Below are 13,662 nucleotides of genomic sequence, written 5' to 3' on the forward strand. Positions count from 1 at the left end.
TTTGCACAATAACCTTAGTTAAAGTTCACCACTAAATCGGCTGAACAACTGGCTGTTGCCTGCTGACAAATTTTGTAAGTTACCGTTGGCGCTTCAGAGCGGAAGTTGTCGCTAATACGCCCCGGTGCTGTTAAGTCGCGCACGGCTTCGTTGTCACGGTACAAGGTTAACCCTGTTGCCTCACCACTCCAGTCCAGTTGCACCAGGCTCATACCAAAACGGGCTCGCACCGTACGCACCAGCTCCAGGCTTACGTCCAGTGGTGGTAAAGCCCCTGCCAGATTAAACGATACAATTACCGGATCATGATCTGACGAGCGGTATGCATCCGGCGCATAAAAATCAAGCTGCTGCTGTGGGGATTTAAACTCAACGTTATAATCCAGCGCTATTGGCTCGTCGGCGTTAATATTCCATTTAGTGGCATCGGCCAGGTACTGCAGCGCCACATCATTTAGCAAGGCATGATCCAATGACCCCGATAAACCAGAGAACACATAGCCATGCCCCGATTTACCCAGCGCATCAAACACATTGATATAACCGGCCTGTGCCAGTGTAGTAATAGGATCTTCTTTGGCATAAGCGTTTAAGTCACCCATTACCACTGCCGGAATATCAGCAAAATGCTCTGCGGCAAAAATGCCAATTGCCTGGGCTGCGCGGGTACGTGTCAGGTTACAGTTGCCCTGGCCATCGCCGGTATCCGGATCTGTAGCACCGCAAGCAGAACCTTTAGATTTTAAGTGATTAACCATCACGGCAAATTCAGCGTTGTTTTCTGTCAGGCTAAAACGCTGTGCCATCATAGGCCGGTTACTGCTGTCGTTAAACAATGCTGCGCCCTGACCGTCTGTAGCTGAGTTTGCTGAATTAAGGATCAACAGCTCGCCTGCCGGCACTACCTGATCAGCACGGTAAATTAACCCAACCGCTATTTCATCCGTGCCAACCGGGCCGGCTGCACTGATATATTGCCAGCTGCTGTTACCTGACGCCGCACGCAACCCCTGCACCAGATCAGCAATAGCAGAGGTACTGCTATAGCCATCGTTTTCAATTTCCATCAGGCCAATCACGCTGACATCCATCGCAACCATAGCAGACAGGATCTTCGCCCGCTGACGTTCAAACTCTGCAGCCGTATTAGCACCCCGTGCGGTTGGGAAACCACCACCGGTACCATTACCGTTAAAGTAATTCAGCACGTTGAAACTGGCTACTTTAACATTGCCATCGTCAGAGAGTTCCGGCGCAGCAGTTCTGGGGTTGCTATGTACAAAATTAACACTTGTCGTTGGCATGATGCGGTACTCATTAAAAGAGTAATGCATGGTACCGGTTAAATTGATCACAGTATCACCGCTACGCACAGTGTTAGCAGCCGATAAACCGCCTGTAGGATATGGCACTATGGCCGGGTTTTGTACTGTACTGGCATCATCAAGCACAATTTTATTCAGCGCATGCTGTGCTGCCAGCGCAATGGCGTCAGCCCCCGGTGCGACAACCTGAGTTGGCGTATAACGGCGGCCATTCGCCAGCGTTAATTCACCATAGCGGCCCAGGGTGTAAGTATCATTTACTGTTAGTGGCTGGCTAAACCGCACCAGCATGCCCTCTACCGCTTCTAGCTCACTTAAATTCAGTACAGGCAGAGTCATCTCAACCGGTTGTGGTAACGCACTGCTGCCACAATCAAGTGTTGCAGTAATGCTGCTAAGCTGGGTCTGGGTAAAATACTCATTCACTGTACCCTGCAAACGCACACGCTGGCCAACATTAACACTAAGGTTGCTGGTATTGACATAAACAAACAGCCCTTCCGATGTTGCCGGATCATTATCCTGCTCTGTCCCAACGGCTTGAATGGTATAACCCTGCAGCCCCGGTAAAGTTTGAGTGACAACAGCTTCTACCTGCACAACCTGCCCAACCAGCGGGCTTGCCATACCACTGCCTTGTATTGCAGAAATTGCTGTCGCTGGCTCACCACAGCTTAAAACCGGCTCGGGTTCCGGTTCAGGCTCTGGTTCAGGCCCGCCACCTTCGCCATTAAACAAACCGAGATCAGAAAAATCGTTAACCGGAAATCCGTTCCATTCATCAGCAGGTTCAAAAACGTCGAACTGATTGGTGTCGTACATTACTGCTTTACGGCGTAACGTCCGGTCAATGGTCGCTGTATCGCCACTGCCCCAGGCCGTACCGGGGTTAAAACCAACCTGGCCGAATGAATCAATAACAACACCATCTTTACGCAAGGTTATGGCATCGTTACCATTCCAGGACGCATTACCTGACACCTGATTTGCCAGGGCTCTTAGCTCGGCTACCGCACTGGTATGCGCATAGACAAAAGTACCACCTGCCGGCACAGTGCCGTTAAGCGTAGTGGTATTGGTTGCTGTTGCCGCACCATTGGCAAATACCTGTATTGTGTAACCTGACAGTACAATGTCATTACCGGTAGGATTGTAAAGCTCAAGTGCTTTGTTATTACCGGTGCCTTCTACATATTCAGAAATAAATAACTCGGCACTCACTGCCGGTGCCAGTAACATGGCGATAGTTGCTGATAGCGTCCTGATTTTCATGTGTTCTCCCTTGAGGTGTTATTAAGGACATCTGAATATAAAGCGCTTTTATGGCAGATTCATTAACTTTGTTCGTTGAATTTCGCTTATTTTCTTACATTTTTCTGTCAGTATAATTTACACCTTGCTAACCGGCTGTTTTGCTTCAGCATCTAAATTAAATAGACGTAAAGCCATCTAATTTTAAAGCGGTACTTCCATCTGGCTTCAGGATCAGGTTTACTGTGCCAGACCACCAATAACGGAGCCTAATATGTTTAAAGTAAATCAGTATTTTGATGGCAAAGTTGCCTCTATCGCCTTTAAAGGCGAGCAGTTACCGGCAACGGTAGGCGTTATGGCGCCGGGTGAATATGAGTTTGGTACCAGCCAGCATGAAGTTATGACAGTAATAAGCGGTGCACTGACCGTTTTACTGCCCGGAGCAAGTGGCTGGCAAACCTTTAGCCGGGGCCAGCATTTTTCGGTACCGGCGGATAGTAAATTTCAGTTGCAGGTAGCTGTAGATACCGCGTACCTTTGCACATACGCCTGATGTTATAAACCCAGGTAACAAAACAAGGAACCACCATGCGCGGTATGCGCTCTGCAGCTAAACAACCTGAACCCGCCAAAAGACCTGAAGCAACCAGCCTGAAACAGACAGTGGCCATGTTATGGCCTTATCTGTGGCAATTTAAATACCGTGTATTGCTGGCATTGCTGGCGTTAGTTGCGGCTAAAGCCGCCACATTGTTAATGCCGCTGGCATTAAAGTACATTGTCGATGCGCTGGATCAGGGCCGGCACAATTTGCTGGTGGTGCCCGTGGCTATGTTATTGCTGTATGGTGGCCTGCGCTTTGCCAGTGTGTTTTTTGGTGAAGTACGCGACGCCCTGTTTGGCCGGGTAACCGAGCATGCTATGCGTAAGCTGGGGCTACGGGTGTTTCAGCATCTGCATAGTTTAGAGCTGGCGTTTCACCTCGACCGGCAAACCGGCGGTATCAGCCGTGATATTGAGCGCGGTACCAACGGCCTGAGTTTCTTAATGCGCTTTTTAATGTTTAATATCGCGCCAACCTTATTTGAAATTCTGGCCGTAGCACTGATATTCGCTACGCTGTTCTCGCCGTTTTACTCGGTTGTTACCGTGCTGGCGGTTGCGGTATATATCTTTTTTACTGTGGTTATTACCGAGTGGCGCAACAAATACACCCGCGAAGCCAACCAGGCCGACAACACCACTAACAGCCGCGCCGTTGACAGCCTGCTGAACTATGAAACGGTAAAGTATTTTAATAACGAGCAGTACGAGGCAAAAACCTACGACAGCTTTCTGGCCAGGTGGGAACAAGCCCGGTTAAAAAACCGCTTAAGCCTGCTGGCATTAAACTCGGGCCAGGCACTGATTATTGCCGCGGCAATTACTGCATTAATGTGGCTGGCAGCAGACGAAGTTGTCAGCCAAAAACTTACGCTGGGCGACCTGGTTATGGTTAATGCCTATATGATCCAGTTGTTTTTGCCGCTTAACTTTTTAGGTTTTGTTTACCGCGAAATCCGCCGGGCGTTAACAGATTTAGAAAATATGCTCGGCTTACTTAAGCGCAAAGCCGACATTACCGATGCAGAAAATGCCAGCCCCCTGCAACTTGCTAGCGGTGAAATCCATTTTCAGCAGGTCGATTTTGCCTACCAGTGCGGGCGGCCTATTTTGCAGCAGTTAAGTTTTACAGTACCGCCCGGCAGCAAGGTTGCCATTGTTGGCGCCAGTGGCGCCGGTAAAAGCACTATCGCCCGGCTGCTATACCGCTTTTACCGTATCACAGGCGGCAGGATCAGCATTGACGGCCAGGATATCAGCACCGTTACCCTGGACAGCCTGCGCCGCGCTATTGCCATAGTGCCGCAAGATACTGTGCTGTTTAACAGCAGCATACGCGACAATATCCACTACGGCCGCCCCGATGCCAGTGAGCAGGAGGTTGAACAAGCAATAGACTTAGCACACCTGCGCGGTTTTATTAACAGCCTGCCGTACGGCGATGCAACTTTGGTAGGTGAGCGCGGGTTAAAAGTATCCGGTGGCGAAAAGCAGCGCATAGCCATAGCACGGGCCATTTTAAAGAAATCGCCAATTCTGGTGTTTGATGAAGCCACCTCCGCGCTGGATTCAACATCCGAGCAAGCCATATTACAAGCCATGCGCGAAGTAGCACGTAATCATACCAGTGTGGTAATAGCACACCGGTTATCTACCATTACTGATGCGGATAATATTATCGTATTAAAACACGGCAGACTGGCAGAGCAAGGCAGCCACAGCGAACTGCTGGCCGCCAACGGCGAATATGCCCGTATGTGGCAGTTACAACAAAAACAACAAACTGACCGCTAAGGCGGCCAGAAGAGCAGCGTTATCTATTGACTCAGAGAAGCCTCAAACGAGTTATACAAGCACTGCACTAAAGCTCTCACCTATGACATAGGAAGCGCCCAGCTCAAAAACTTTCAGCGACGGGTAACAAATAAATTCGGTGCATTGTTAAGCTTGGCTTCTAGTGGTTAGAACACTTTCATGCTTCGCGCGTATCCGCGGTTTTTATATACAAACTCTTCGAAAAGAGCTTGCTGACGTTCCATTTCAGGGGTTAAGTAACCCTCTGTTCCTGGGGTATAACTTCGATCAGCCTCTCCCAGTGGAGATACAAAAAGCAATTGTGCGTAGGGGCGGTGTTTTATGAATAGATGAACGTCAAAAAACTCTGAGTCTACATAAAAGCCAATATAAAAATATGCCAGAGCCAGCACAGAGAGAGCTGCTACCGGTTTCAGGGTTTTTGGTTTAATTGTTATGGGCATAACTATCGTCACACAGGCTAGCAACTTGTTGCGAGTCGGGCGGCCATAGGACGTGTTTTCCAATCAGTTCCAATGCAGTAAGAATGTCACTTACATCAAATGCTCCACCGGATAAATCGTAATGTACTTTGAGGATAACCCAAAACGCATCCTCAGCAATAAGTGTTTTACCTTTGAAGGTAAGCATTGTTCAAACAGACTCCGATGATTAATACCATATAATGCTCAAAGCAACTGTGCGGTACGCGTCGGCTGGTTTTGCTTGTTATGCAAACCTTTAAGAAACTCTGGAGCTAGATCTGCTCCGTTTGGCCAAACAACAGTCTCAAGCTCTGGATCAACCGATACCTTTCTGAAAACAGTGATTTCCTTCAGCGGTTCAAATACAGGCCCGTTTAGCACCCCATCTAGATCAATTTCACCAAAAGTACCATCATCAAATGCTACCCAGATTTTGTAATCAGCTACGTATTTTACAGATTTAATATGCAACATAATTTACTCCAGCGGTGCAATGTAATTGAGAGGCTCACCGGCTCTGGCTCGACGCCAGTTTTCTTCCAATTCTGTTTTATGTATACCTATCCATTCCTGAACAAAGGAAGCTGCTCGTTTGGGCAGCTCCCCTTCCAATATGGTTCCATCAAATGCAAATAGTGCTTCGTAACCAGAATATTTTGCATGAAAATGCGGTGGATTATGATCGTTAAAATACATTGCAATCAAAATTCCGTAAAAGCGACTAATAACTGGCATTTACCTACCCCTCGAAAAGTATAGAGCTATCATATTGCATCGGGGCTGACAGTCAAATCTGGCCTAACATGAAACTTTGCGGCACATTGCAACCGTCAGTCTCTTTACGCAAATACTTCCAGCGAATGTCTTCACTCAGGCCAGATACACCTGACCAGCCTCTAGGAAGCCCAAGTCCTTCTTCAGAGGCTTCAATTGTTGGCCCTAGCGATTGAAAACGTTCCTTGGTAAGTCATCACTGCCCATTGATGAGTCGATTGAATTCCACATTAATGTTTGCCAGCACTAAAGTGCTATGGTGCATTTTTCGCCAACTGCTTAGCTTAGGTTGCAACCCAACAGGAGCTAATACCATGTATCACTATAAAAATTATCTACTCACCAGCCTTTTTGCCGTTTTTGCTAGTTGTAGCCTGATGCCGCAGGCGGCTTGTGTTGATGCCGTAGTGCTGGTGCATGGCAATACCGCCACACCGGCAAGCTGGGATAACACCTATAACTACTTGCTGACTAAAGGCTACAGCAGCAGCGATATTTACCGGCCAGACTGGGGTTCAAAAAGTTGCGCCGCCTGCAATGATCACAGCGGCAGTGAAGAAACACCGGTACGTAATGCATTGCAACAAGCTTTAGTCAGCTCCTGCACCGGCAAGATAGATGTTATCGGCCATTCGATGGGTGCTACACTGGCGGCACAGCAAATAGATAAACTGGCGATAGCGTCACAGGTAAACAGTTTTGTTGGTATTGCCGGGGCGTTTCGCGGCTTATTAAGTTGTGGTGTTTACCCGTACAATGTATGGAACTCAACCTGCGGCAGTGCGGGTTTGTCGGTGTCGAGCCCGTTTTTGGACGGCTTGTACGGCACACGTTTTGGCCAGAAAGTGTATTCGATCAAAAGTTACAGTGATCAGGTGGTATGTGCCACCGGCAGTTGCCTGATATACGGCATTCACAGCAGCAGTATCTGGGGTGAAAATGCCAGCTATAACTACCTGCTGGGCCATTTTGCTCTGCAAACCGACACTGCTGCACAGCAATACCAACTGATTAAATAAGCTAAACCGGCCAGGCCGCGCCGTTGCGGCCTTAGCGGATAAACAACGGTTTTGTGTTTGCCGTTAGCAGCTTTAGCCCAGCAGCCATTGCTGCAACTGCGCCAGCGAGCTTACTTCTTTATGCGGCGTTACACCTTCGGGCCGCTCAGCGCTATGGCGGTTTAACCAGCAGGTGTCGATACCGGCGTTAATACCGCCTTGTATATCGGCATGCGGGTTATCACCTACCATTAAAATATGCTGCTTCGGCGGGTGGCCCATTAAAGCAAAAGCATGGTTAAAAATATCAATATGGGGTTTGGCTACACCAACCTGCTCTGAGATCACCAGCGGTGAAAACACATCAGCAAAACCGGTGCGCTCAAGCCTTACCTGCTGTAGCTCAGTAAAGCCATTGGTAATAATACCCATGTTTACCCGGCCTTTAAGCGAAGTAATAAGCTCGGCAGCGCCGGGTAGCGGGGTGCAAATATCTGCCATCGCCTGCATAAAGGCAGTGTTTAATGCACCGGCAGTTTGGCCGAGCTTTTCAGCCCAGGGCGTAAAACGGTTTATCTGCAGCTCACGCGCGCTAATTTCGCCCTGCTGGTATTGCTGCCACAGCGGCAGGTTAATGGATTGGTAATACTGGTATTCGTCTGCATTAAACTGATACTGCTGGCGGGAAAACATTAACTGTAACCCTTTGAAGGCATCAAAATGAAACAGGGTTTCATCGGCATCAAATAAAATCCACTGGTAACGCACTAGTGCCCCCTTAGCAAAAAAATAACGCCATAGTTTACCAGCTTTAGCACTGGCTATACATGCTTTGGCTAATGGCGAGGCAGTTGTTACACCGGTTATAAACACTTACATTTTGTCGCTGGGCAGACCTTGCTAACAAGGTTATTCTTGCGCTGTATCAAAGTACGCAACGCAGCAGTTATATAGTATGCCGGTTGCGTGGTACCTTTAGTTGTATTCGACCGGCCAGAACCCCCAACCTTCCGGCTGGTCTTTTTTATGCTTAGTCAGCCAGTTGCTGCACAACGTATTCACATAGCTGGTGGCTGCTAAATACCCGCCTGTTCTCTGTACTGTTAGTGCCGCCTTTTTGCAGTTGCTGTATAAATGCCTCCAACATACTAACAAAGCCGCGCTTATATAAAGTGTTGTGCCAGTCATGCTGCACCAGTTGCTGTAACTGATTAGCTCCAGCACTGTGCCCCTGCGCCAGGTTGTCAATTTGCCAGTGCTGATTGTGGCTGTAGTATTCCAGCCGTTCCATATTAATGCCAGCCAGCCGGTTCATTGACACCGATACCGTAGTTTTACCCAACTGCCAATTTACCTGCACCGCACCAAGCAGTTTGTTGTCAGCCTGTTGGTTGTCAAACTGGCCGTACACCACAGGGGTAAAATTACCTTTGTTATGTAATACCGTGGCATAGTGGGCAAAATCGAGCAGATGAATAAAGTCATCATAAACAAAAGTACGTGCATCTGCCGGTAAATTGTAGCGGTGTTTCTGGTAATGCAACTGCACAGGCACGGCAGCCAAAGGTGGCTGATACAAGGGCACATAACGGCGGTTAAAACCAACAAACAATAACAGCTTACGCCGCTCGGCCAGCGCCAGTAATTGCTCACATTCAGCCAGGTTGTAACTGAGCGGTTTATCAATAAATACCGCAATACCGGCGTTAAGCAGGGTTGTTGCAATGCTAAAATGGCTGTCGGTGCTGCTGTGGATCATAACAGCGTCAGGTTTGGCAACAATTAACTGCGTAAGCTCTGTGTAGCCTTCTTTAATACGGTATTGCTGCATAAGCTGATGCAACACTGCCGCCTGCCGGGTGCACAGCAGCGGTGTAATGCCCGGCATAGCCGCTATTAAAGGTAAGTAGGCTTTTTGCGCGATATCGCCAAGCCCCAGCAACGCTATTCTCATACCGTAACCTTGTGTGTTTTGTCTGACGCAAGGTTACGCTAAAGCAGTAAGCCGGAGCAAGTAAAGTACAAACCCCGGCCGCTATTGTTTTATCACTGCTTTAATGGAATTTTGATATAGCTCACACCGTTGGGTTCCGCTTTAGGTAGCTGGCCGCCACGGATATTTACCTGTACCGAAGGATAAATCAGCCTTGGCACTGCCAGCGTTTTATCGCGGGCTTCGCGCTTTTGCACAAACTCCTGCTCTGGCGTATCGGCTTTAACATGAATATTCTGCGCTTTTTGCTCTGCCACACTGGTTTGGTATTTTAGTTCGCGGCCATTTGGCTGATAGTCGTGGCATATAAAAATAGTGGTATCGTCCGGCAGCTGATAAATACGCTGGATAGAGCGATATAAAAGATGCGCGTCACCGCCGGGAAAATCACAGCGGGCAGTGCCGGAATCCGGCATAAACAACGAATCACCCACAAATAAATTACCGGCAATCAGATAACTGACACTGTCGTTGGTATGGCCTGGGGTGCTAATAACCTGCGCCGTTACCCCGCCAATACTAAATTGCTCATTATCAGCAAATAATTTGTCAAAATAGTCCCCTTTGGCCAGCAGTTCGTCATCATTTAGGTTAAATACCAGTTTAAAGGTTTGTTGTACTTTACGAATGCCTTCACCTATTGCGACCGGTGCGCCGGTTTTAACCTGCAAATAATGCGCTGCCGACAGATGATCGGCATGAGCGTGCGTTTCTAAAATCCACTCCACTTTCAGGTTTTTGGCAGTGACATAGGCTAGTATATTATCAGCGTCTGTCGTGCTGACGGCACCTGCGGCGGCATCGTAGTTCAGCACCGGGTCAATAATGGCTGCAGCCTTAGTGCTGATATCTGTAACTACATAGCTAAAGGTTGAACTGTCTTTATCAAAAAACATTTCAATATGCACGTTATTAGCAGCCATACACACCTCGTAAATTAGAAAGCTCTAAATTTAATTGCAGCGTAGCGAAAACCATTCTAGAATGCAATTCATGTTATAAGCATATTCCAATATGTTATATAGGACAAATACATTATGCTGGCCTTACTTGGTGCAATAGTAATTGGTTTAAGCCTGGGACTATTTGGCTCCGGCGGCTCTATCCTGACGGTACCGGTATTGCTTTACCTGCTGCATATGCCGCCTCAACTGGCTATAGCATCGTCGCTGTTAATTGTAGCGGGGATCAGCTTATTTGGCTCAGTGCGTAATGGTTTGCAACGGCTTATTAGCTGGCGCCATGTTATGTGGTTCGGTATTCCGGGTATGGCCGGTACTTACGGCGGGGCCTGGCTGGGTACTTTAGTTGATGCCCGCTGGCAACTACTGGTATTCGCGCTTTTAATGCTGGTGGCTGCGGTAATGATGTGGCGTACAAACACTGGCGAATCCGGCAATGGCAAAGTGTTTAAGCCGGTAAAAATTGTTATTGATGGCTTAATTGTGGGGGCAATAACCGGCTTTGTTGGCGTAGGTGGTGGCTTTTTAATCGTACCGGCACTGGTGCTGTTGGGCGGTTTAGCCATGCCGGTTGGTGTTGCTACCAGCCTGGTTATTATTGCCATGAAATCCTTTGTCGGTTTTGCTAAATACTATTGGGTGATGGCTGCAGACGGCGTCATATTTGACTGGAACATTATCGGCCTGATGATTATTGCCGGTATTGCCGGTAGCTACGTGGGTGCCGCCGTAGGCAAACGTTTGCCAAAACAACAGCTGCAACGCGCCTTTGCAGTGTTTTTAGTCATTATGGCGGTAATAGTAATCTATCAATCTGTTATTTAATTTCAGCAAACAGGAGCATCAGATGAAAACGTCACAGCAATTAATAGCTGAAGCCAAAGCGGGTATTAACGAAGTCAGCATTGCTGATCTTAGCAATGCGCTTAAAGCCGATAACGAAACCATACTGATAGATGTGCGCGAACCGGCCGAATTCGCGCAACAGCATATCAGCGGCGCAATAAATTATCCGCGCGGCGTGCTGGAAATGAACATCCATAACCACCCTAAAGTAGCCGCCACTGGTTGCGAACCCCAAAATGCACTGCAACAGCTGGCACAATATCCGCTGTATTTGATCTGCCGCTCCGGTGGCCGTTCTGCGCTGGCGGCAGAAGCACTGCAGCGAATGGGCTTTAGCCAAATTTATTCTGTTGCCGGAGGTATGCAAGCCTGGCTTGATGCCGGCCTGGCAGTTAAGCAATAACAGGAGAGCCTGATGGAAAACTTCACCCCGGTTGAGGCATTAATTGGCGGTGCCCTGATAGGCCTTGGCGCGCTGATCTTATTTGTATTTTACGGCCGTATCGCCGGTATTTCAGGTATTGCCGGTTCAGCTTTATTTAGCCGCGACGGCCGCAGCTGGCGGCTGGCATTTTTGGCGGGTATTGCTGCCGGCCCAATATTAGTGGCTGCAATATTAACAGATTTTAGCTACGGCACACCCCAGCTTAGCTGGCAGGTTATTGTTGCTGGCTTATTAGTAGGTATTGGCACCGGCTGGGGCAGCGGCTGCACCTCTGGCCATGGTATTTGTGGCATCAGCCGTTTATCGCCACGTTCAGTTACAGCTACCGTGCTGTTTATGTTAAGCGGCATGCTGGTTGCCACGCTGTTGCATTAAGGAAACTATCATGCCCGTTATTATCGCTTTTATTGCCGGGTTGCTGATGTCAGCCGGTATTGCTTATTCACAGATGATAGATCCAAACAAAGTACTGGGCTTTTTAACGCTGAATGCCAACTGGGACCCAAGTTTAATATTGGTAATGGCCGCAGCACTGGTGGTGTACAGCAGCGGTTACTGGCTGTTTATCCGCCAAGGCAAACCCGTGTTTGCTGAAAGCTTTAACTTGCCCGGTAAAAAAGCGCTGGACAAACCGTTGCTTATTGGTGCTTTATTGTTTGGTGCAGGCTGGGGTTTAGCAGGTTATTGCCCGGGCCCGGCATTAGCAGCTGTCAGCTCTGGCAGCCATGGCACTCTGGCTTTTATTGCCGCTATGGTTGCAGGCTGGTTTATCAGCCGCAAACTGGCTATATAACAGGAGTTTGCGCCAGATCAACAGCAAAAGCACAGCAATAGTCGCAGCTGGTAAAAGGCTATGTTATGCTAATTTCTATTAATATATTCTGGCAGGACTTGCGACCTTATGGCTGGTTTTACCTCTGTTTACCTGTTTATTGAACGCACTTTCTTTGGCACATTAAGCCGTAAAATTGTTGGTAATATCAGCTTTTTAGCGCTGTTCTTCCTGCTGGCACTGTACCTGGCATACCCGGCTTCCGGTGCTGACAGCCGCTGGTGGCTACTGCTGGTGCTTGGCGTAACAGCCTTTGGATTTACTATCGGCTATATGCATTACCTGATTGTACGGCCGGTTAAAGCGCTGGTATCGGCACTGCACGATACCAACCGTAAAGGCACCGACCTTAACCACCGCCTGCCCGCTTTTACTTATGATGAATTTCGTACCCTGTCGGAAGAATATAACCAGTTTGTCAGCCAGTTGGGGGTATTGCTGGGTGACATTCACCAGCAGGCCGGTGAAACCCATTTAGTTAACGAGCAAGTATCCGGGGCAGTAAAAAGCACCCGCAGCCATCTGCAGGATACCGAAAAACGTAGCGGCCAGATTCGCCGTGAAAGTGATGAAGTACTGCAATATCTGTCCGATATTGTGCAACATGGCGATCAGGTAGGCCAGGTATCTGGTGTGGCCGTAGATAAAGCCAAAGTAGCCAGTAACCAGATGCAGCAGCTTACCGGCCAGCTATCAGGTATTGTTAAACTACTTAACAGCTTTGGCAGTACTATTAATGGTTTGCATAAAAACTCAGAAAATGTGCGGCAAATTTTGGTAATGGTAGAAAATTTTTCCGATCAAACCAACCTGCTGGCGCTTAATGCTGCAATTGAAGCTGCCCGTGCCGGTGATGCCGGCCGTGGTTTTGCCGTGGTAGCTGATGAAGTGCGTACGCTGGCCGCTAAAGTAAATGATGCCACCAAGCAAATTTCCGGCTTTTTAAATGAAATGGAACAGCTGGTTGGAGAAACCCGCACTGAATCACAAAGCCTTAACCAGCAGGCACAACAAGCGCAGCAGCAAATTGACAGTACCAGTGCTGAATTCAGCCAGTTACAACAAGAACTGCAACACGCGAAAAGCGGTATTCAAAACATTAATAGTACCGTACTGGAACTGGAGCAACGCTACCAGCAAACCCACCAGCATTTATCGGCTATTGAACAGGTAACCAGTGATGCCTATAACCAGATGGCCTCTATTGATCAGGCAGCTAAAGATCTGTTATCCGGCACCGCCCGTACTCAGCAGCAACTTGGGCGTTTTGCCCGCAACCAGCAGTAAAAACGTTAAGCTGGCTATATTTGCTTACAGTTACATAGTTGCTGGTAGTTATAGCTGCCAGTAT

At 48.3% G+C, this 13,662-nt stretch carries 15 protein-coding genes; 8 read left to right on the plus strand and 7 right to left on the minus strand.

Annotated features, from left to right (window positions below; genetic code table 11):
- Positions 1-14: 14 nt before the first annotated feature.
- Positions 15-2,597 (minus strand): ExeM/NucH family extracellular endonuclease, encoded by a 2,583-nt coding sequence (locus M2404_RS10455; protein WP_259239672.1) that lies wholly within the window; start codon positions 2,595-2,597, stop codon positions 15-17.
- Between the two features lie 253 nt (positions 2,598-2,850).
- Here M2404_RS10455 and ppnP point away from each other — a divergent pair, with 253 nt between their 5' ends.
- Positions 2,851-3,132 (plus strand): pyrimidine/purine nucleoside phosphorylase, encoded by a 282-nt coding sequence (gene ppnP, locus M2404_RS10460; RefSeq protein WP_215397046.1) that lies wholly within the window; start codon positions 2,851-2,853, stop codon positions 3,130-3,132.
- 35 nt (positions 3,133-3,167) lie between these two features.
- Positions 3,168-4,976: an ABCB family ABC transporter ATP-binding protein/permease gene (locus tag M2404_RS10465; protein WP_259239673.1), complete on the plus strand. Its 1,809-nt coding sequence runs from the start codon at positions 3,168-3,170 to the stop codon at positions 4,974-4,976.
- A 167-nt stretch (positions 4,977-5,143) separates the two neighbouring features.
- On the opposite strand, the gene M2404_RS10470 is transcribed toward M2404_RS10465, so the two are convergent.
- The 3 genes from M2404_RS10470 to M2404_RS10480 all read right to left on the minus strand — a co-directional run bounded on the left by M2404_RS10470 (position 5,144) and on the right by M2404_RS10480 (position 6,196).
- The gene (locus M2404_RS10470; protein ID WP_259239674.1) at positions 5,144-5,503 is read right to left on the minus strand and encodes a hypothetical protein; all 360 of its coding nucleotides are present in this window, start codon (positions 5,501-5,503) and stop codon (positions 5,144-5,146) included.
- Between the two features lie 162 nt (positions 5,504-5,665).
- The gene (locus tag M2404_RS10475; RefSeq protein WP_259239675.1) at positions 5,666-5,935 is read right to left on the minus strand and encodes a DUF2442 domain-containing protein; all 270 of its coding nucleotides are present in this window, start codon (positions 5,933-5,935) and stop codon (positions 5,666-5,668) included.
- 3 nt (positions 5,936-5,938) lie between these two features.
- On the minus strand, positions 5,939-6,196 hold the full coding sequence (locus M2404_RS10480; RefSeq protein WP_215397372.1) for a DUF4160 domain-containing protein: 258 nt from the start codon (positions 6,194-6,196) through the stop codon (positions 5,939-5,941).
- Positions 6,197-6,549: 353 nt separating this feature from the next.
- Between M2404_RS10480 and M2404_RS10485 the strand changes: the two genes are divergently transcribed.
- Positions 6,550-7,254 carry an alpha/beta fold hydrolase gene (locus M2404_RS10485; protein WP_259239676.1) on the plus strand — a complete coding sequence of 235 codons (705 nt, stop codon included), beginning with the start codon at positions 6,550-6,552 and terminating at the stop codon, positions 7,252-7,254.
- Positions 7,255-7,326: 72 nt separating this feature from the next.
- On the opposite strand, the gene yjjG is transcribed toward M2404_RS10485, so the two are convergent.
- From yjjG to M2404_RS10500, 3 genes are all read right to left on the minus strand, one after another.
- Positions 7,327-8,001 carry a pyrimidine 5'-nucleotidase gene (yjjG, locus tag M2404_RS10490; protein ID WP_259239677.1) on the minus strand — a complete coding sequence of 225 codons (675 nt, stop codon included), beginning with the start codon at positions 7,999-8,001 and terminating at the stop codon, positions 7,327-7,329.
- Positions 8,002-8,263: 262 nt separating this feature from the next.
- Complete coding sequence (locus M2404_RS10495; RefSeq protein WP_259239678.1) at positions 8,264-9,187, minus strand: Gfo/Idh/MocA family protein; 924 nt, start codon at positions 9,185-9,187, stop codon at positions 8,264-8,266.
- A 92-nt stretch (positions 9,188-9,279) separates the two neighbouring features.
- Positions 9,280-10,149 carry an MBL fold metallo-hydrolase gene (locus M2404_RS10500; RefSeq protein WP_259239679.1) on the minus strand — a complete coding sequence of 290 codons (870 nt, stop codon included), beginning with the start codon at positions 10,147-10,149 and terminating at the stop codon, positions 9,280-9,282.
- 114 nt (positions 10,150-10,263) lie between these two features.
- Between M2404_RS10500 and M2404_RS10505 the strand changes: the two genes are divergently transcribed.
- From M2404_RS10505 to M2404_RS10525, 5 genes are all read left to right on the plus strand, one after another.
- The gene (locus tag M2404_RS10505; protein ID WP_259239680.1) at positions 10,264-11,013 is read left to right on the plus strand and encodes a sulfite exporter TauE/SafE family protein; all 750 of its coding nucleotides are present in this window, start codon (positions 10,264-10,266) and stop codon (positions 11,011-11,013) included.
- 22 nt (positions 11,014-11,035) lie between these two features.
- On the plus strand, positions 11,036-11,437 hold the full coding sequence (locus M2404_RS10510) for a rhodanese-like domain-containing protein (RefSeq protein WP_259239681.1): 402 nt from the start codon (positions 11,036-11,038) through the stop codon (positions 11,435-11,437).
- Positions 11,438-11,449: 12 nt separating this feature from the next.
- Positions 11,450-11,854: a YeeE/YedE family protein gene (locus tag M2404_RS10515; RefSeq protein ID WP_259239682.1), complete on the plus strand. Its 405-nt coding sequence runs from the start codon at positions 11,450-11,452 to the stop codon at positions 11,852-11,854.
- A 10-nt stretch (positions 11,855-11,864) separates the two neighbouring features.
- Positions 11,865-12,272 (plus strand): DUF6691 family protein, encoded by a 408-nt coding sequence (locus M2404_RS10520; RefSeq protein WP_259239684.1) that lies wholly within the window; start codon positions 11,865-11,867, stop codon positions 12,270-12,272.
- A 108-nt stretch (positions 12,273-12,380) separates the two neighbouring features.
- Positions 12,381-13,598 (plus strand): methyl-accepting chemotaxis protein, encoded by a 1,218-nt coding sequence (locus tag M2404_RS10525; protein ID WP_259239685.1) that lies wholly within the window; start codon positions 12,381-12,383, stop codon positions 13,596-13,598.
- Positions 13,599-13,662 lie beyond the last annotated feature (64 nt).

The sequence above is a fragment of the Rheinheimera pacifica genome (genome assembly GCF_024809855.1).
Taxonomy (GTDB): Bacteria; Pseudomonadota; Gammaproteobacteria; order Enterobacterales; family Alteromonadaceae; genus Alishewanella; species Alishewanella pacifica_A.